The organism is Agromyces sp. NPDC004153 (assembly GCF_053603635.1).
Window position 1 is genome coordinate 1,477,642 of the sequence record NZ_JBSGFY010000001.1, and the last position, 18,688, is coordinate 1,496,329.

Consider the following 18,688-nt stretch of genomic DNA (forward strand, 5'->3'; position numbering starts at 1 on the left):
CGACCGCCGCGACACCGGCCCCGCCGGTTACCGGATCGAGAAGTAGCTCACCGAACCGCCGCCCGTGGCGAGGGCCGTGTCGACGTCCCAGAAGTCGGCGTCCTTCGTGTGACCGCCGACCCAGACCTTCGTGCCGGCGTCGGTGTGCTCGACGCGGGTCACGATGGCGGTGTGGTCGCGGTCGCCCGAGCCGTCCCAGTCGAACTGGGCGATGTCCCCCACCTTGACCTGTGCGCGCTGGGAGTCGTCGAGCTCGGTCGCACGGTCGGTGCGGGTGCGGAGGTAGTCGCGCAGCGCGGTGGAGCTGGCCCAGCTCGGCGACATCGCGCCGGTGCCGCCGTCGAGGTACCAGCCGCCGTCCATCGACCAGCCCCGCGCGATGAGCGACTGGCTGGCGAAGTTCGCGCAGTCGTAACCGTCGATGACCGGGTACTGGGCCGAGTTGTAACTGCTCCAGTAGGTGAGCACGTAGGCGACCTGCGCATCGATGCCGGGGTCGCTCGTGTAGGTGAGCGTCAGCGTCCTGGGCGTGGTGGGCACCGCGGCCTCGGGCCGGCCGGTGAGCTCGCCCTCGAGCGGCTGCACCACGGAGGTGCCGGCGGCGACCACGGCGGTCGGCATCTCGACGTCGATCGGCTGGCCCGAGGCATCCGCGAAGTGCACCTCGGCCGTCGAGCCCGTCGCGGTGTCGGCGACGGCGGGCACGGCGAACGTGACCTGGCCGTCGTCGGCCGAGACGATGGTCGCGGCGGCGTCGCCCACGCTGACAGCGGCGACCTGGTCGAGCTCCTCGCCCGTGACCGTCACCTGCGTGCCGCCGGTGAACGGCGCCGACGTGACCGAGAGCTCCCCCGTGACGGACGGGCCCTCGTCGACCTCGATCGCGGGCTCGGCGGCGATCGTGTCGGTCGGGGTCGCGCGGTCGGCCGCGTTGGCCGAGACCACGGTGCCGACCGAGGCGTCGTCGTTCGCGGCCGCCGCGACCGCGCCGAGCGCGGTCACGCCCATGATGGCCGACGCGCAGCCGAGGGCGACGGTCCGGCGGAAGGCGGCGCCTGGCGCTCGGCGGTTGCGCACGCGCTCGGCGCGGTGGCGCGGGCCCGTCGGGCGCGGCGCGGAGGTCGCCGGCTGCTCGCGCTCGTCAGCCGCCTCGGGCTCGAGCGCCGTCGTCGGCGCGGTCGCGGCGGAGTCGGAGGCGTCGGCGAGGGCGGCGAGCATCGCGGCGGGCTCGTCGGACTCGATGGCCGGTTCATCAGGTGCCGGGATCGCATCGAACTCGGATGCCGCACCCGGCTGCCAGTCCGCGCCGAGCTCGCCCGTCGTGGTCCCGGTCGGGTCGACGGCAGCGGCCGCAGCCGTGACGTCGTACGGGGAGGACGGAACGCGGAAGGTGGTGCGGAAGCGCACGGGAAGCTCAGGGGTATCGGGGGTCTTTGGCACAGCGAGGATCCGGGGGTGTCGGCATTCAGGGGGACACGACACCCCATCACGCGTGTTTGTGAGGGTCCCGCTCGCTTACTGGGAGAAGCGTGAGAGCGCGATCACGACCACGGCTCGGGATTGGGCGCCGCCTGCGGCCACGGCGCCGCGTCCACAACGGCGAGCAATCCTCGCTTGGGACCCAGCGACCCTACGCCCGCTCACCTGAACGGTCGCTGGGATTCGATGCGTGCGCATCGGTCCCCAGGCGGGCCGTACGCCGCAGCGCGCAGCGTTTCACCCGACGGAATCCCGTTCGCGTGCCCGAATCCCGCCCGTACGGGATTCCCGCGCACGGCCCGGATTCCCGCTGACGGGCGGGTCCGCTCATGCGCGCGGGTCCGCTCAGGCGGGCGCCTGGCGGTGGATCATGCGCAGGCGCAGCGCGGCGATCGCGAGCGGCACGAGCACGAAGATGGCCACCACGTTGACGGCCGCGAATCCGCCGGCACCGAGCACGACGCCCGAGATCGCGGCGGCGCCCGCCGCGGCGACGTTCATCGCGGCATCCGTCGCACCCTGCAGCGGCACCCGGATGCGCTCGTCGACCGTGGTCGTGAGCAGCGTCGAGCCGCCGATGAGGCTGGCCGACCAGCCGAGGCCGAGGAGGCCCAGCGCGAGCGGGAGGAGCAGCACGTCGTCGGGCGGCGCGAGGATGCCGATCACCGTGGCCGTCACGAGGATCGCCGCGCCGATGCCGATCACCCGGATCGAGCCGATGCGGTCGGACAGCCAGCCCATGATCGGGCTCGCCCCGTACATGCCGAGGATGTGGATGCTGATCACCACGCCGACGAGCGACAGCGACAGGCCGTGCTCGGTCATGTGCACGGGCGTCATGACCATCACGCAGATCATGACGGTCTGCGAGCAGACGATCGCGAGGATCGCCACGAGCGCCCGTGGCTCCCGCACCGCGATGCGCAGGGCCTGCCACGAGCCGACCCGCCTGGCCGGCGAGGCGGTGGTGACGGATGCCTCGACCTCGGCGGATGCCGCAGCGGCCTCGGGCGTGGCGGCCGGGTCGACCGCAGCGGCATCGACGGCGGCCGGCGCGACCGCGGACTCGCGCGCGGGGCGGCTCGCGGCCCCCACTGGCGGAGCGGATTCGACCGCATCCGCGGCCGTCGCGGCATCCGCCGACGCCTCGGTGTCGACGGCGAGGTGCCCCGCCTTCGGGATGCGCAGCAGGGTGCCGACGAGCAGCGTGGAGATCGCGAACGCGACCGCCGAGAACACGAAGGGACCCACGAGCGGCGGCAGCCCGATGGCCTGCCCCACGGCGTCGCCGGTCTGCGAGAGCAGCGGGCCGGCGACCGAGCCGATCGTGGTGGCCCACAGCACGAGCGACATCGAGCGGGCCTCGAACCCCGGCGCGGCCACCTCGGTCGCGGCGAACCGCGCCTGCAGGCCGGCCGCGGCGCCCGCGCCGAACGCTGCGAGGCCGAGGAACACGAGCGGCGCCCACGCGCTCGCGGCCGCGACGATCACGAGCAGGGCGCCGACGCACGCGAGCGCGTAGCCGGTGGCGAGCGCGACATGGCGGCCCGAGCGCACGGCGAGCTTGGCGAGCGGGATCGCCACGATGGCCGCGCCGAGCACGCTCGACGACTGCGCGAGCCCGCCCATGGCGAGGGTACCCGTGAGGTCGGCGGTCAGGATCGCGGCGAGCGCCATGCCCGTCGCCACGCCGACGCCGGCGAGCAGCTGGTTGACGATGAGCACCGTGAGGCCGAGGCCGCGCCGCGACATCCGCGTGCCCTCGGTCGTCGTCGCGTCGGTGCGAGCCGTCATCGGATCACCCGTAGTCGGGTGCGGGCGGGAGACCGAAGAACTCCTCGAGCGTGGTCACGCCGGTGTCGCGCATCTCGGCGGCGAGCTCGGGGCCCACGTAGCGGAAGTGCCACGGCTCGAAGGTGTAGCCCGTGACCGGGGTCTTGTCGGCGGGGTACCGCAGGACGAACCCGAACCGGTAGGCGTTGTCGCGCAGCCAGGCGCCCTCGGGCGTGTCGGCGAAGCAGACGTCGAGCGAGCACTCCCCCGAGAGCGCGCCGATGTCGATCGCGAGCCCGGTCTGGTGCTCGCTGAACCCGGGCCGGGCGGTCGTGGCGTCGTCGCCGTCGTAGACGTTCTCCTGCGAGGAGAACGAGCGGTAGGCGCTGTTCGAGGCGAGCTCGAGGCCGGCCTCGCCCCTGGCCGTATCGAACATGGCGACGACCGCGTCGGATGCGACCTGGCGCAGCTCGGGCTCGTTCGTGTACTCGACCGGCACCTCGACGAGGTCGGGCGGCTCGAAGTCCTGCGGATTGATCGGACGGAGCTTGTTGACCACGACCCAGATGCTGTTCGGGTCGTCGATCGAGTTCGCGGCGCGGTTGAACGTGTCGATGCTCGCCGGAGCGGGCGCCTCGCCGGGCGAGGGCCGCGGCGTCGGCGTCTCCGTCTCCTCGGCGCCCGTCGACGACTCGTCGCCCGACGACGGGAGGCCGGTCACGTAGCCGATGACCATCACCGCGATGGCGAGCAGGACCAGGCTCAGCGATCCCGCGATGACCAGCCGACGGCGCTGGCGCACCCGATCGGACGGTCCTTGCCGCTGGCTCGAAGACACCCGACGAGTCTACGCCGCGGATGCCGCGCATCCTGGGCAGGTGCTCGTGATCGGGTCCGACCGAACGTCCCGTTCCCGACGCCTCGGGTACCCGTGACGGGTCCGACCGAACGTCCCGTTCGCGACCGCGCGCACGCCCCGAGGATGTTCCGATGCAGCGCATCCCCGCCGCGGAATACATCACGGCTCGGTAACGAAACGAATTCGTGAGAGCGCTCTCTTGACATTCGTGAGAGCGCTCTCGTAGCATCATGCCTTGCATCGTGAGAGCGCTCTCACCCCAGGTGGGAGCGCGTCCTCACGTGACCATTCCGATCCCATCATCCACACGCACACAAGGGAGTGACCGTGAAGCTTTCACGACGCACCACGGTGATCGCGGCCGCCGCAGGCGCCGCCTCGATCGCCCTCATCGCCGCCGGCTGCGCACCGTCGTCCGACTCCGGTTCGGACGACGGCGGCAAGGTCGAGCTGACCGTCGCGACGTTCAACGACTTCGGGTACACCGACGAGCTCCTCCAGGAGTACATGGACGAGAACCCGAACGTCACCGTCGTGCAGAACAAGGCGGCGACGTCGAACGACGCTCGCGCGAACTACTTCCAGAAGCTCGGCAAGAAGGGCCTCGCCGACGTCGAGGCGATCGAGGTCGACTGGCTGCCCGAGGTCATGCAGTACTCCGACCTGCTCGCCGAGGTCCCCTCCGGCACGGCCGACCGCTGGCTCGACTGGAAGGTCGACGCCGCCACCGACGCCGACGGCCGCCTGATCGGCTACGGCACCGACATCGGCCCCGAGGGCGTCTGCTACCGCTCCGACCTGTTCGCCGCGGCCGGCCTCCCCACCGACCGCGAGTCGGTCGCCGCCCTGCTCGAGGGCGACTGGGCCAAGTACTTCGAGGTCGGCGCCCAGTACACCGCCGCCACGGGCAAGGCCTGGTTCGACTCGGCCGGCGGCACGTACCAGGGCATGGTGAACCAGGTCGAGGCCGCCTACGAGGACCCCGACTCGGGTGACATCATCGCGACCGACAACGGCGAGGTCGAGGACATCTACAACCAGGTGCTCGACGCGAGCGCCACGCAGTCCGCCCACCTCGGCCAATGGAGCGACGACTGGTTCGCCGGCCTCTCGAACGGCGCCTACGCGACGATGCTCTGCCCGGGCTGGATGCTCGGCGTCATCTCGGGCAACGCCGAGGGCGTCACCGGCTGGGACGTCGCGAACGTCTTCCCGAACGGCGGCGGCAACTGGGGCGGCTCGTACCTGACCGTCCCCGCCAACGGCGCTCACGTCGAGGAGGCCCAGAAGCTGGCCGACTGGCTGACCGCTCCCGAGCAGCAGATCAAGGCGTTCGTCAACGCGGGCACCTTCCCGAGCCAGAACGACGCCTACACCGACGAGGCCCTCACCGGCTTCGTGAACGAGTACTTCAACAACGCACCGGTGGGCCAGATCTTCACCGACCGCGCGAAGGCCGTCTCGGTCGCGCCGTTCAAGGGCGAGTTCTACTTCCAGATCAACGACGCGATGCAGAAGGCGCTGACCCGCGTCGAGGACGGCACGCAGGACAAGCAGGCTTCGTGGGACCAGTGGGTCTCCGAGGTCGAGGCCATCGGCTGACCTGAGGCGACGCCTCGCGTGGCGGGTCGGGCACGTCCCGGCCCGCCACGCCCCTCGCACCCGACCGGAACGCAAGGAACGACCGTGACCACGACTGCAACGCCCGAGACGGCCCCGCCGTCCTCCCCGAGCCGCCCCGACCCGGCTCGGCCCGATCGTCCCCGACGCGAACCGCGACGCATCGCGTTCGGGCACCGGCTCAGCCGGTGGGACCTGAAGCTGTCGCCGTACCTCTACGTCTCGCCGTTCTTCATCCTCTTCATCGTCGTCGGCCTGTTCCCCATCGCGTACACCGCGGTCATCTCCTTCATGGACTGGGACCTGGTGCGGAACTCCGGCGAGTTCATCGGCTTCGACCAGTACGTCTACGTGCTCACGCAGCCGAAGTTCTGGATCGCCCTGCGCAACACGTTCAGCATCTTCCTGCTCTCGAGTGTTCCGCAGCTGATCCTCGCGATCTTCATCGCCGCCATGCTCGACCAGAACATCCGCGCGAAGACCTTCTGGCGCATGGGCGTCCTGCTCCCCTACGTCATGGCGCCCGTCGCCGTGGCCCTCATCTTCAGCAACATGTTCGGCGACAAGTACGGCCTCGTGAACACGACGCTCGCCGACCTCGGCATCCCGCCGATCATGTGGCACAGCGACGCCTTCGCCAGCCACATCGCCATCGCCACGATGGTGAACTTCCGCTGGACGGGCTACAACACCCTGATCCTGCTCGCGGCCATGCAGGCGATCCCGCGCGACTACTACGAAGCCGCGGCCATCGACGGCGCCTCGAAGCTGCGCCAGTTCTTCGCGATCACGGTTCCGAGCCTGCGTCCCACGCTCATCTTCGTGATCATCACGTCGACCATCGGCGGCCTCCAGATCTTCGACGAGCCGCGCATGTACGACCAGTACGGCACGGGCGGCGCCGACTCGCAGTGGCTGACCATCACGCTGTACCTCTACGACATCGGCTGGGGCCAGTGGAACTTCGGCCGCGCCGCAGCCCTCGCGTGGATCCTGTTCCTCATCATCCTGGCGATCGGCATCATCAACCTGCTCGTCACTCAGCGGGTGGTGCGCGACGAGGGCTCGCGCGGCAGCCTCGGCCGCAGGGAGCACCGCGCCGCCGCCCGCGCGGCGCGTCGCGACCTGCGTCGCGCCACGTCGTCGGGCACGCTCGCGGATGCCCCGGACCCCACCATCGACACCCCGGAGGCCGCGCGATGAGCGTCCTGAACCCCGCACCCCTCGCCGTCGTCGAGGAGGGCATGCCGAACGCCTCGAAGGAACGCCGCCGTCCCCGCCGCGTGCAGGGCTCCCGGCCCGGCTGGTTCGTCTACACGAGCCTCGTCATCGTGCTCGGCGCGGCGATCTTCCCCTTCTACTGGTCGTTCCTGATCGGCTCCGGGGATGCCTCGACGATCCGCGACCCGAACATGTCCTGGCTCCCCGGGGGCAACTTCCTCGAGAACGCGGCATCCGTCATCAACGACCCGGCCGTGAACTTCTGGCGCGCGCTGTGGAACTCCATCTACAGCTCGGCGCTGATCGCGGCATCCGTCGTCTTCTTCTCGACGCTCGCCGGCTGGGCGTTCGCCAAGCTGCGCTTCCGCGGCTCGAAGTGGCTGCTCGTCTTCGTGGTCGCCACGATGGCCGTGCCGACGCAGCTCGGCGTCGTTCCGCTGTACATCCTGTTCAGCGACCTCGGCTGGACGGGGAACATCGGGGCGATCATCATCCCGGCGCTGACCAGCGCGTTCGGCGTGTTCTGGATGACCCAGTACCTGCAGCAGGCGGTGCCCGACGAGCTCATCGAGGCGGCGCGCGTCGATGGCGCGAGCTCGTTCCGCACCTTCCTCACGGTGGGCCTGCCCGCCGCGCGGCCCGCCGCCGCGATGCTCGGCCTGTTCACGTTCGTCTCGGCCTGGAACAACTTCTTCTGGCCGTTCATCGTGCTCGACCGCAACGACCCGACCCTGCCCGTCGCGCTCTCGCTCCTGCAGTCGAACTACTTCGTCGACTACTCGATCGTCCTCGCCGGCGTGCTGTTGTCGACCATCCCCCTGCTCATCCTGTTCGTGTTCGCGGGCAAGCAGCTCGTGAGCGGCATCATGGCGGGAGCCGTGAAGGGATGACCATCGATCTCCGAGAGGACCGCACCCACGTGACCGACCTGGCCACCGCCACCATCGCCCCTGCACGACCCTTCCCCGCCGATTTCCTGTTCGGCACTGCGACCGCCGCCTTCCAGATCGAGGGCGCCGCGTTCGAGGGCGGCCGCACGGCATCGATCTGGGACGCGTTCTGCCGCGTGCCGGGTGCCGTGATCAACGGCGACACCGGCGACGTCGCGTGCGACCACTACCACCGGATGCCGCAGGACGTCGCGCTGATGCAGGACCTCGGCCTGCAGACCTACCGGTTCTCGACCTCGTGGGCGCGCGTTCGGCCCGACGGCGGACCGGTGAACCCGACTGGCGTCGACTTCTACTCCCGACTCGTCGACGAGCTGCTCGGCGCGGGCATCAAGCCGTGGCTCACGCTCTACCACTGGGACCTGCCGCAGGCGCTCGAGGAGCGCGGGGGCTGGGCGAACCGCGACACCGCGGAGCTGTTCCGCGATTACGCGCTCTCGGTGCACGACGCGCTCGGCGACCGGGTCGGCGTGTGGACGACGCTCAACGAGCCCTGGTGCTCGTCGTTCCTCAGCTACACGGGCGGCGCGCACGCGCCGGGCCGGCAGGATGTCGCGGCCGGCCTCGCGGCGGGCCACCACCTGCTGCTCGCCCACGGGCTCGCGGTGCAGGCGCTGCGCGAGCGGGACCCCGACCTCGAGCTCGGCATCACGCTGAACCTCGCCCCGGTGCATCCGGTCGACCCCTCGGACGCCGGCGACGTCGACGCGGCCCGCCGCATCGACGGGCAGTTCAACCGGTTCTTCCTCGACCCGATCTTCCGCGGGGCGTACGCCGACGACCTGCTCGCCGACGTCGGCCCGCTCGGACTCGACGCCGTCGTGCGTCCGGGCGACCTCGAGGTCATCTCGACGCCGATCGACACGCTGGGCGTGAACTACTACCACGGCGAGCACGTCAGCGCCCGGCCCGCACCGGTCGAGCTGCAGGGCAGCGCGCCGACCGACCGGCCGACGCGCTCGCCGTTCCCGGCCGCCGAGGGCGTGCACTGGCACCCGCAGGGCCTGCCGACGACGGCGATGGACTGGGAGGTCGAGCCCGACGGCCTGCGCGAGCTGCTCGTTCGCGTGCATCGCGAGTACGCGGATGCCGCAGGCGTGAAGCTCTACGTCACCGAGAACGGCGCCGCCTACGACGACATCGTCGCGGCCGACGGCGCCGTGCACGACGACGAGCGCGCCGAGTTCCTGCGCGGCCACCTCGGGGCGATCCTCGACGCGATCGACGAGGGCGCGCCCGTGCACGGCTACTTCTACTGGTCGCTGCTCGACAACTTCGAGTGGGCCTGGGGCTACGACAAGCGCTTCGGTCTCGTGCGGGTCGACTACGACACGCAGGTGCGCACGGTGAAGGACAGCGGGCTGGCGTACTCGGCGATCATCCGCGATCGAGCGCTGCCGGGTCGCTGACGCGGCATCCGGGGTCTCCGCGGCATGCGCGGAGGCCCTGGATCCCCGTGGGGCCGCGGAAGTCCGCTGGAGACCCGCACCGCAAGCCCGCGGCGGAAACGACGGCGCGGAAATAGACTGGACGACATGCAGGGGGGTGGTGGCATCAAGACACGACCCACCGCGCCGACCCTCGAAGAGGTCGCGCGCGAGGCCAATGTCTCCCGTGCGACCGTCAGCAGGGTCGTGAACGGCTCCCCCAAGGTCAGTCCCGACGTCGTCACCGCCGTCAACGCGGCGATCGCGAAGCTGAACTACGTGCCGAACCGCGCCGCGCGCTCGCTCGCCAGCCGCACGTCGGGGGCGATCGCGCTCATCGTGCCCGAGGACACCACCATGTTCTTCGGCGACCCGTACTTCGCGGCGATCGTGCAGGGCATCACCCGTCGGCTCGACGAGAGCGAGTTCCTGCTCAACCTGCTCGTCGCGTCGACGGATCCGAGCCACAAGACGCTGCGCTACCTGCGCTCGGGCGTCGTCGACGGCGCGCTCGTCATCTCGCACCACGAGGGCGACGACCTGCAGCGGGAGGCAGGGCTGGCGCTGCCGCTCGTGTTCGGCGGACGCCCGTCGCAGGCCGGGGACCACATCTTCGTCGACGTGGACAACGTCGAGGGCGGGGCGACGGGGACGTCGCACCTCGTCGACATCGGCCGGCGACGCATCGGCACGATCTCGGGTCCGCTCGACATGCCCGCCGGCGTCGACCGGCTCGAGGGGTACCGTCGGGCGATGGATGCCGCGGGCATGCCGTCGGATGCGTACGAGGTGGCCGACTTCACCGCGGCCGGCGCCATGGAGGCGACCCGGCGCCTGCTCGATCGGTTCCCCGATCTCGACGGGCTCTTCGTCGCGAGCGACCTGATGGCGACGGGCGCGTTCGCCGCACTCGCCGAGCGCGGCCGCTCGGTGCCCGACGACATCGCGGTGGTCGGCTTCGACGACAGCCCGGCGGCGCTCTCGGGCCCGATGCCGCTGACGACCGTGCACCAGCCGTCGGAGCAGATGGGCTTCGAGATGGCCGACCTGCTGCTGCGGCATCTCGCCGGCGACCCCGACGTGCCGCACCGCAACATCATGCCGACGCACCTCGTGAAGCGCGCGTCGGCGTAGCGCCCCGACGGGAAGCACCCGAACCGCCGCGCGCGGCGACCGGGCAGCGCGATACGGTGGCGGCATGACCGCCAGGCTCACGTGGCTCGACCTCGCACGCGGGTTCGCGGTGATCTCGATGATCGTCGCGCACACGAGTCCGTGGGGCGGCATCCTGAACGCCAGCGAGTACGTGACCGCGCCATGGTTCGCCATGCTGATCGGGATCTCGCTGCTGCTCGCCTGGCAGAAGTCCACGGGGTGGGTCGTCTTCGTGTTCGGCAACGTGGCCCGCGGCGTGCTGCTGATCCTGCTCGGCGAATGGCTGCAGCTGCTGTACTGGCAGATCGACATCGTGCTGCAGACGCTCGGCCTGCTCATCATCGTGTTGGCGCCCATCGTGGCCTTGGTCGGCAACCGGCCGGCCGTCTGGGCGGGGTTGGGGCTGGCGATGGCGCTCGTGAGCCCGATCGTGATGGACGCGACCCGGCAGTGGCTCGGCCGAGGGCCGGCGAATCCCTGGCTCGTGCAGTTCCTCGACCTGGCCGCCGCGGGTTCGCACTACCGGGTGTCGTCGTTCATCGCGATCTGCGCGATCGGCATGGCCGCCGTGCCGCTGCTCCTCCGAGGGCCGGCCGTCGCCGGCTGGCGTGGCGCCCTGACGACCGCCGGACTCCTGGCCGGCGCGGCCGTGTCCTACGCGATCGGCCGACTGGGTCCGTGGGGTGCTGCCGCGTACTCGGGCACCACGTTCGAGATCATCGGCGCGTCGCTGCTGAGCCTGTCCGCGACGTGGGCGTGCGCGTGGCTCGTCGCCGCACTGGGCGAGCGACGGGTGCGCGCCTGGCTCGGCGCCGTGGTCGACACGGGACGCATGGCGCTGACGGCATACACGGTGCAGGTGCTCGCGCTCGCGCTCATCACGCGCTGGATCCTGGCCGGTGCGAGCGACGACCACTGGGCGGTGCTGCTCGGCGTGATCGCGCTGTGCGTCGGGTTCAGCTGGGCGTGGCTGAAGGTGTTCGACATCGGTCCCCTGGAGTGGATCCTGCGCCTCCCGGCTCGGGCGATGGCCTCGAAGGCCACGCCGCGACCGCGCACCGACGTGGCCGGTGGCGCCGACGTGCCACGAAGGCCGCCGCCGCCGTAGCAGCGGTCGGCGCGGGCGCGCGGCATCCGCTCAGCCCGCGGAGGCGGGCACGCCCACCTCGAAGCGCACGCCCGCGATGCCCGCGAAGCGCGCGCGCATGACGTCGATCGCCTCGGGATTCTCGTCGACGAGCACGAAGCGGCGGCCGAGCGTCGCGGCGACCGCGCCCGTCGTGCCCGATCCGGCGAAGAAGTCGAGCACCCAGTCGCCCTCGCGTGTCGACGCCTGCACGATGCGGCGCAGGATCCCCTCGGGCTTCTGCGTCGGGTAGCCCGTCTTCTCGCGGCCGGTCGGCGACACGATCGTGTGCCACCACACGTCGGTGGGCAGCTTGCCGAGCTCGGCCTTCTCGGGCGTCACGAGCCCCGGCGCCATGTACGGCTCGCGGTCGACCGCGGTCGAGTCGAACCAGTAGCGGTCGGGGTCCTTCACGTACACGAGGATCGTGTCGTGCTTCGTCGGCCAGCGTCGCTTCGCCTTCGCGCCGTAGTCGTACGCCCAGACGATCTCGTTGAGGAAGCACTCCCGCCCGAACAGCGCGTCGAGCAGCACCTTCGCGTAGTGCGCCTCGCGGTAGTCGAGGTGCAGGTAGAGCGTGCCGTCGTCGGCGAGCAGCCGCCACGCCTCGGCGAGCCGGGGCTCGAGGAACGCCCAGTAGTCGTCGAACCGATCGTCGTAGCGCAGAAGGTCGCCGCGGATGCGCTCGTACCGCTTGCCGGCGAAGCCGGTGATGGTCCCCGATGCCGGGGGCGGCGCGGCATCCGACCCGGTCACGCGCACGTGGCGGGTGGACTGCCGCGCCTGCGACCGGCCGGTGTTGAACGGCGGGTCGAGGTAGACGAGCGTGAAGTACCCGTCGGGCAGCGACGGCAGCACCGCGAGGTTGTCCGCGTGGATGATGCGGTCGGGGTCGTCGGATGCCACGGCCACCAGTCTGCCAGCCGACCCCGCCTTCGGTGGTCGAGTAGCGCCCGACGGAGTCGGACGCGTATCGAGACCCCTGAACCGGCGCGCTCAGTGCACGTGCACGTGCGCGTCGGCGGCACCGCCCCCGACCACCACCGGATCCTCGCCCACGGGCGCCCCGACGACCTCCGCGACCGCACCCGCCGAGTGCACGACCCGACCGCCCACGACGGTGACCTCGGCGTGCTCACCGAGCAGTCCCGCAGGGTCGTGCTCGTGCCGGTACAGGTCGTCCGACCACACGACGATGTCGGCGTCCATGCCCGGTACGAGCCTCCCGCGCGACGCCTCGAGGTGCCACGCCCGCGCGCCGTGAACGGTGTACGCCTCGAGCGCGCGATCGAGGCCGACGCGCTCGTCGGTGGTCCACGCGTCACTCCCGTCGAGCCCGGCGCGAGTGGCCGCCGAGTAGAGCCCGACGAGCGGATCCATCTCGCCGACCTGCCAGTCGCTCGAGAACGCGACGGTCGCGCCCGAGCGGAGCAGGCTGTCGAACCGCCACGCTCGGCTCCAGCGCTCCTCCCCGACGTTGTCCATCCACGTGCCGGCCACGAGGTCGGGCGAGCAGTGCCGCGGCTGCATCGCGGCGGTCACCCCGAGCGCCCGAAACCGCGGCAGGTCGTCGGGGTGCAGGCACTCGACGTGCACGATGCCGTGCCGGCGGTCGCGCGTGCCGTTCACGCGAGCGGCGTGCTCGATGGCGTCGAGCGCGAGTCGGATGCCGCCGTCCCCCGTCGCGTGGGTGTGGGTCTGGAAGCCCATCCGGTCGAGCTCGCCGATGACGCCGATGAGCTCGCGGTCGGGGTAGCTCGGTCGTCCGCGCACGCCGGGACGGTTCGCGTAGTCCTCGAGCAAGAGTGCGGTGTGCGGCTCGATCACGTCGTCGGCGTAGAGCTTCAGCGGGCCGAGGCGCAGCAGCCCCGCGGCATCCGGAGCGGCGGCCGCCCGGTCGACCGCGTCGCGCAGCCGGCGGCGGAACGCGGCATCCGCCCCCACCGGATGGAACAGCGCGGTGATCACCCGCGACGTGAGGGCACCCTCGGCGAGCGCGCGCTCGAAGAGCGGCAGCTCGGCCAGCGGCACCTGCGGCTCGACGACGGTCGTGATGCCGAGTGCGGTCGCCATGCGCATGCTCGAGCGCAGCTTGCGGTAGCGGCGCTCGGGCGAGTACATCGGGATGTCGCGCTGGAGCGCCGCGAGCCCGGCGACGGTCATGGCGCTCGTGTAGAAGTCGGTCACCCAGCCGGTCGGCTCGCCGGTGACGGGGTCGCGCTCGGCCCGTCCCCAGGCCAGGTCGCCGCCGTCGGCGACGCCGAGCGCGCGGAGCGCGGCACGGTTGAGCCAGACCGAGTGCTGGTCGTACGTCGTGACGAAGGTCGGTCGCCCGGCCGCGTCGAGCCCGTCGAGGTCGGCGGCATTCGGCCGGCGGCCCTCGACGATCGAGTAGACGGCGTTCTCGGCGCAGATCCAGTCGAGGTCGGGCCGTCGGGCGGCGAACCCCGCGATGCGACGGCGCACCTCGGCGAGGTCGTGGGCGCCCTCGAGCGAGACGGCGTCCTCGTCGAAGCCGAGCAGCAGGTGGTTGTGGCTGTCGATGATGCCGGGAGTCACCAGCCGGCCGTCGGCCTCGATGCGGCGGCGCGCGTTCGGGGCATCCGCCGCCGGCCCGACCCAGGCGATGCGGTCGTCGACGATGCCGACGGCCTCGGCCCAGGGCGCCGCGGGATCGAACGTGCGCACGCGGGCGCCGGTGATCAGCGTGTCGAGCATCATCCCGAGAACTCCTCGTCGTCGTCGCCGTGCAGCAGGTGAAGCGCCGCGGGGCTGCGCCGCAGGTACAGCGCGTAGTAGGCGAACCCGGCGGCGACGATGCCGAACGCGATGCCGAGGCTCAGCCACTGGCCGGGGTCGAGGATGCCGATCACGAAGATCGCGCCGATCGCGAGCAGGGCGATCGCCGGCGGCAGGGGCCAGAGCGGCATCCGGTAGCCGTCGGTGCGTGCGGATGCCGCGGCGGTCGCGTCCCCGTCGACGGATGCCGCGGTATCCATCGCCTTCGTGCGCCGCACGGCGAACGCCGCGAGCGCGATGAACCCGTAGCTGAAGGCGAGCGTCGAGCCGGTGGCGTTCAGCAGCACGTCGAAGGGGATGAAGCACGCGGCGAGCGCGAGCACGCCCATGACGATCGTGGCTGCGACGGGCATCTTCGTGCGCGCCGACACCACGGCGAGCGGCCTTGCGATCGCGTCGGGCATCGCCCGGTCTCGTGCCGCGGCGAAGAGCAGGCGGCCCGACTGCAGGGCGATCGCGATGATCGCGTTGACGATCGCGAGGGCGATCGCGATGAGCACGACGACCGAGACGGCCTCGCCCGCGCTCGCCGAGAGGAACGACTCGACGGGCAGGGCCGCGCCGAAGAGGTCCTCGAGCGAGTCCGCACCCATGAGGATCGCGGTCAGCGGCACGAGCTCGGCGAGCACCGTGATGCCCGCGCTCCAGAGCACCGCCTTCGCGATCGCGCGGCGGGCGTCCTTCGTCTCCTCGGCGAAGTACACCGCGCCGCCGTAGCCGTTGTACGAGAAGATCCCCTGCGTCACCGCGAGCACGAGTCCGGCGATGCCGAGCGGCGCGAGCCCGCCCGTCGCGGCGTCGTGCGCCTGCGGATCGAGCAGGTCGGTGATCGGCCGCTCGACGTGCACGAACCCGAGCAGTGCGAGCAGGGCGAGCGCCGCCATCTCGACGAAGAGGAACGCACCCGTGACCCAGGTGTTCGTGCGGATGTTGAAGCATGCGGTCACCACGGCCAGGGCGATGACGATGAGGGCCGTCGCCAGCGGGTCGAGTCCCGCGATGGCGACGCCGAGGTAGTCGGCGACCCCGAGCGCGAAGATCGCGACGATGAGCGGCAGGCTCACGAGGCCGATGAAGAACACGGCCGCGCCGGCCGCCGGTCCGAGCACCCGGCTGACGAGCGAGTAGTCGCCGCCGGCGATCGGATGCCGCGACGCGAGCTCCGCGTAGCAGAACGCGATGAGGATGCTGATGACGCCGGCGAGCAGGAAGCCCCAGAACACGCCGGTGCCGTAGCCGGCGAGCGCGGCGCCGCCGAGGATGAACACGCTCGAGGCGGGCGAGATGCCCGAGAGCGTGATGAGGACGTTGCCGCCGACGCCGAGCGATCGCGAGAGGTGCGCGCCGTGCGTGGTGGTCGACGCCGTGTCGAGCGTCGGTGCTGGTCGATTCGGTGCTGGTCGATTCGTGGCCATGGGAGGTCTTCCTCGGTCGGGGGTCCGAAGTCCCGGATGAATTCTTCGACATCAGTGTCGAAGAATGCCGAGGAGTCTGACACGGCGGCTCGGGTAGTGTCAACACATGGCACGACCGAAGCGGCAGGAGGCGCGTCGTGCCGCGCTCATCGAGGCGACGTATGCCGCGGGGCGCATGCACGGGCTTCGGTCGCTCTCGCTCACGGATGTCGCGGAGCAGGCCGGGCTCAGCCGCGGCGCGGTGCTCTACTACTACGAGGATCTCGACGCCCTGCTCGTCGAGGCGCATGCCGCCGGCGTCGAGCGCTTCTGCGACGAGCGCGACCGGCTCGTGGCCGAGCTCGACGATCCCCGCGACCGGCTCGGCGCCGCCATCGACGCCGGGCTCCCCACCGGACCCGACGACGCGCTCATGAGCCTGCTCTACGAGTTCGACGTGCTCGCCGGCAACTCCGAGCTGCACGACGAGCTCGTGCAGACCATGTACGTGCGCCAGCTCGCGACGTACCGCGGCATCCTCGCGGCCGGCCGCCAGGCGGGCGTCTTCTCACCGCGCCTCGTGGACGACGAGCTCGCGATGACGTTCGTCGCCCTCGAGGACGCGTACGGGCTGCACATCGTGGGCGGCAACGCGCTCATGACGGTCGACGGGGCCGCCGCGGCCATGCGCGCGGTCGCCCGCGACCTCGGCTGCCCGACGAGCAGCTGATCGGTCCTTCCCATCGGGCCGCGCTCGGCGTAGGTTGCGGAGCGGGGGTGGTCGCTGTGCGCACGCTCATCGTGGTGGAATCCATCTTCGGCAACACCGAGGCCATCGGTCGCGCGATCGCGGCGGGCATCGGCGGCGACGTCGAGGTGCTGGGCACGGATGCCGCGCCCGACCGCATCCCCGACGACGTCGACCTGGTCGTGGTCGGCGGTCCGACCCACGCGTTCTCGATGTCGACGCCCGCGACCCGCAAGTCGGCGAAGGAGCAGGGCGCAGAGGAGGTCCCGATCCGCGGCATCCGCGAATGGCTCGACGGCCTCGCCACGCCGACGCGGCCGCCGCGCGTCGCGACGTTCGACACCCGCACGGTGTCGCCGCGGCTTCCGGGTTCCGCGGCGAAGAAGGCGATCAAGCACCTCGTGCGCCGTGGGATGCAGCCGATCGCGAAGCCCGAGACGTTCGGAGTGCACGGCTACTCGGGTCCGCTCGCCGACGGCGAGACCGCGCGAGCCGAGCAGTGGGGCCGCGAGCTCGCGGCCGCCTTCGGTGGTTGAGAGGCCGCGAAGCGGCTCAGCGGTGGTCGATGTCGAGGCGGATGCGACCGCGGAACCGGTCGGGATCGTCGTCGTCGGCGTCACTCGCCGCGAACGCGATGCCCTTGTCGCCGTCGCCGGGCAGCGGCGCGGGCGCGGGAAGCCGGCTCTGGCGGTCGAGCTCGACCGCCGCCTCGTGCTTGCGCGGCGCGAACACCTCGTCGCCGATCATCATGATGCCGCCGCCACCGCCACCGCCGCGGCGCGTCTTGTCGGAGAGGTCGATCCAACCGCGCCGCACGGCGAACACGCCGAAGGCCACGACGAGCACGGCGATGCCGACCCAGATCCACCAATCCACCCGGCGAGTCTAGCGGCTGTCGCTGAGCCTTCCTCGACGGGGGTCCCTCCGCGGCGTCCGTCACGTGCGGTCGAAGCCTGCGGAGATACGATCCGACACGCCGCATTCCGGGCTTCGCCGGCGGAGTGTCCGATCGTGTCTCCGCAGCGTTCGACGAGGCATCGGCCGGGAGCAGGCGAGTCGGGGCATCCCCGACCACGCGTCAGGGCACGCGGTAGAGCCACTCGCGCGTCGAGAACTTCGACTCCACGAGGGCCTCGGCCTCGGCGCGCTCGTCGTCGGCGATCTGCCCGCGCGTCGCGCCGTAGAGATCGGTGAACGTCTGCTTCAGGCTCTCGATGATCGCGCCGCGGCTGAGGCCCGTCTGCGAGCGCAGCGGGTCGACGCGCTTGGCCGCCGACGCGATGCCCTTGTCGCTGATCTTCTCGCGGCCGATGCGCAGCACCTCGAGCATCTTCTCGTTGTCGAGGTCGTACGCCATGGTCACGTGATGCAGCACGCCGCCCGAGCCGAGCCGCTTCTGCGCTGCGCCGCCGATCTTGCCGAGCGGGCTCGCGATGTCGTTGAGCGGCTGGTAGGTCGCCTCGATGCCGATCGCGCGCAGGCCCTGCAGCACCCAGTCGTCGAGGTACGCGTAGGAGTCGGCGAAGCTCATGCCCTGCACGAGCTCCGAGGGCACGTACAGCGAATAGGTCACGACGTTGCCGCGCTCCATCATCATGGCGCCGCCGCCCGAGATGCGGCGCACCACGTCGAAGCCGTAGCGCTCGGCACCCTCGGGGTCGACTTCGTTCTTCACCGACTGGAAGCTGCCGATCACCACGGCCGACTCGTCCCACTCCCAGAAGCGCAGCGTCGGCTTGCGGCGGCCCTCGCCGACGCGCGTCGCGAGCACCTCGTCGAGCGCGAGATGCAGCCGCGGCGGCACGGCGGGCTCGTGCACGATCTCCCACTCGTAGTTCGCCCAGCTCGTAGCATCCGTCATCGCCCGGCGCACCGCCACGGCGACCGCATCGGCCGAGAAGCCGAGCATCACTGCGCCGGGCCGAAGACCCGCGGTGATCGCGGCCGAGAGCTGCTTGGCATCGGATGCCGCGGGCAGTCCCTCGAGCGCCGCGTCGATGTCGGCGAGCGCCTCGTCGGGCTCGAGGAAGAAGTCGCCCGCCACGCGGGGATTGCGGATGACGCCGTCGACGACGTCGAAGTCGACGACCACGAGCTTGCCACCGGGCACCTTGTACTCACCGTGCATGGGCTACAG

At 71.3% G+C, this 18,688-nt stretch carries 16 protein-coding genes; 8 read left to right on the forward strand and 8 right to left on the reverse strand.

Annotated features, from left to right (window positions below; translation table 11 throughout):
- Positions 1-27 precede the first annotated feature (27 nt).
- From ACWEOH_RS06865 to ACWEOH_RS06875, 3 genes are all read right to left on the reverse strand, one after another.
- Positions 28-1,440: an amidase domain-containing protein gene (locus ACWEOH_RS06865; protein WP_452029422.1), complete on the reverse strand. Its 1,413-nt coding sequence runs from the start codon at positions 1,438-1,440 to the stop codon at positions 28-30.
- A 384-nt stretch (positions 1,441-1,824) separates the two neighbouring features.
- Positions 1,825-3,273 carry an MFS transporter gene (locus ACWEOH_RS06870; protein ID WP_452029424.1) on the reverse strand — a complete coding sequence of 483 codons (1,449 nt, stop codon included), beginning with the start codon at positions 3,271-3,273 and terminating at the stop codon, positions 1,825-1,827.
- Positions 3,274-3,277: 4 nt separating this feature from the next.
- The gene (locus ACWEOH_RS06875) at positions 3,278-4,090 is read right to left on the reverse strand and encodes a M15 family metallopeptidase (protein WP_452029426.1); all 813 of its coding nucleotides are present in this window, start codon (positions 4,088-4,090) and stop codon (positions 3,278-3,280) included.
- A 342-nt stretch (positions 4,091-4,432) separates the two neighbouring features.
- Here ACWEOH_RS06875 and ACWEOH_RS06880 point away from each other — a divergent pair, with 342 nt between their 5' ends.
- The 6 genes from ACWEOH_RS06880 to ACWEOH_RS06905 all read left to right on the forward strand — a co-directional run bounded on the left by ACWEOH_RS06880 (position 4,433) and on the right by ACWEOH_RS06905 (position 11,592).
- Positions 4,433-5,713, forward strand: coding sequence for an ABC transporter substrate-binding protein (locus tag ACWEOH_RS06880; protein WP_452029428.1), 1,281 nt, complete (start codon positions 4,433-4,435; stop codon positions 5,711-5,713).
- An 84-nt stretch (positions 5,714-5,797) separates the two neighbouring features.
- Positions 5,798-6,934, forward strand: coding sequence for a carbohydrate ABC transporter permease (locus ACWEOH_RS06885; RefSeq protein WP_452029430.1), 1,137 nt, complete (start codon positions 5,798-5,800; stop codon positions 6,932-6,934).
- The gene (locus ACWEOH_RS06890; protein ID WP_452029432.1) at positions 6,931-7,842 is read left to right on the forward strand and encodes a carbohydrate ABC transporter permease; all 912 of its coding nucleotides are present in this window, start codon (positions 6,931-6,933) and stop codon (positions 7,840-7,842) included. Before ACWEOH_RS06885 ends, ACWEOH_RS06890 begins: the two co-directional genes overlap by 4 nt.
- On the forward strand, positions 7,839-9,311 hold the full coding sequence (locus tag ACWEOH_RS06895; protein ID WP_452029434.1) for a GH1 family beta-glucosidase: 1,473 nt from the start codon (positions 7,839-7,841) through the stop codon (positions 9,309-9,311). The genes ACWEOH_RS06890 and ACWEOH_RS06895 overlap by 4 nt, the downstream gene beginning before the upstream one ends.
- Before the next feature lie 126 nt (positions 9,312-9,437).
- Positions 9,438-10,463 (forward strand): LacI family DNA-binding transcriptional regulator, encoded by a 1,026-nt coding sequence (locus ACWEOH_RS06900; protein WP_452029436.1) that lies wholly within the window; start codon positions 9,438-9,440, stop codon positions 10,461-10,463.
- 64 nt (positions 10,464-10,527) lie between these two features.
- Positions 10,528-11,592, forward strand: a complete 1,065-nt coding sequence (locus ACWEOH_RS06905) for a DUF418 domain-containing protein (RefSeq protein WP_452029437.1) — start codon at positions 10,528-10,530, stop codon at positions 11,590-11,592.
- A gap of 30 nt (positions 11,593-11,622) precedes the next feature.
- Here the strand turns inward: ACWEOH_RS06905 and ACWEOH_RS06910 are convergent, their stop codons facing one another.
- The 3 genes from ACWEOH_RS06910 to ACWEOH_RS06920 form a co-directional block, all read right to left on the reverse strand.
- Positions 11,623-12,516: a DNA-methyltransferase gene (locus tag ACWEOH_RS06910; protein ID WP_452029439.1), complete on the reverse strand. Its 894-nt coding sequence runs from the start codon at positions 12,514-12,516 to the stop codon at positions 11,623-11,625.
- A gap of 90 nt (positions 12,517-12,606) precedes the next feature.
- Positions 12,607-14,331, reverse strand: coding sequence for an amidohydrolase (locus ACWEOH_RS06915; protein ID WP_452029441.1), 1,725 nt, complete (start codon positions 14,329-14,331; stop codon positions 12,607-12,609).
- Positions 14,328-15,824, reverse strand: coding sequence for an APC family permease (locus tag ACWEOH_RS06920; protein ID WP_452029443.1), 1,497 nt, complete (start codon positions 15,822-15,824; stop codon positions 14,328-14,330). The genes ACWEOH_RS06915 and ACWEOH_RS06920 overlap by 4 nt, the downstream gene beginning before the upstream one ends.
- Positions 15,825-15,930: 106 nt before the next feature.
- On the opposite strand from ACWEOH_RS06920, the gene ACWEOH_RS06925 reads away from it, so the two are divergent.
- Both ACWEOH_RS06925 and ACWEOH_RS06930 read left to right on the forward strand, forming a co-directional pair.
- Complete coding sequence (locus ACWEOH_RS06925; RefSeq protein WP_452029445.1) at positions 15,931-16,533, forward strand: TetR/AcrR family transcriptional regulator; 603 nt, start codon at positions 15,931-15,933, stop codon at positions 16,531-16,533.
- A gap of 74 nt (positions 16,534-16,607) precedes the next feature.
- Positions 16,608-17,087, forward strand: coding sequence for a flavodoxin family protein (locus ACWEOH_RS06930; RefSeq protein WP_452029447.1), 480 nt, complete (start codon positions 16,608-16,610; stop codon positions 17,085-17,087).
- Between the two features lie 16 nt (positions 17,088-17,103).
- On the opposite strand, the gene ACWEOH_RS06935 is transcribed toward ACWEOH_RS06930, so the two are convergent.
- Positions 17,104-17,427, reverse strand: a complete 324-nt coding sequence (locus ACWEOH_RS06935) for a hypothetical protein (protein WP_452029449.1) — start codon at positions 17,425-17,427, stop codon at positions 17,104-17,106.
- A 202-nt stretch (positions 17,428-17,629) separates the two neighbouring features.
- Complete coding sequence (locus ACWEOH_RS06940; protein WP_452029451.1) at positions 17,630-18,679, reverse strand: lipoate--protein ligase family protein; 1,050 nt, start codon at positions 18,677-18,679, stop codon at positions 17,630-17,632.
- Positions 18,680-18,688: the final 9 nt, after the last annotated feature.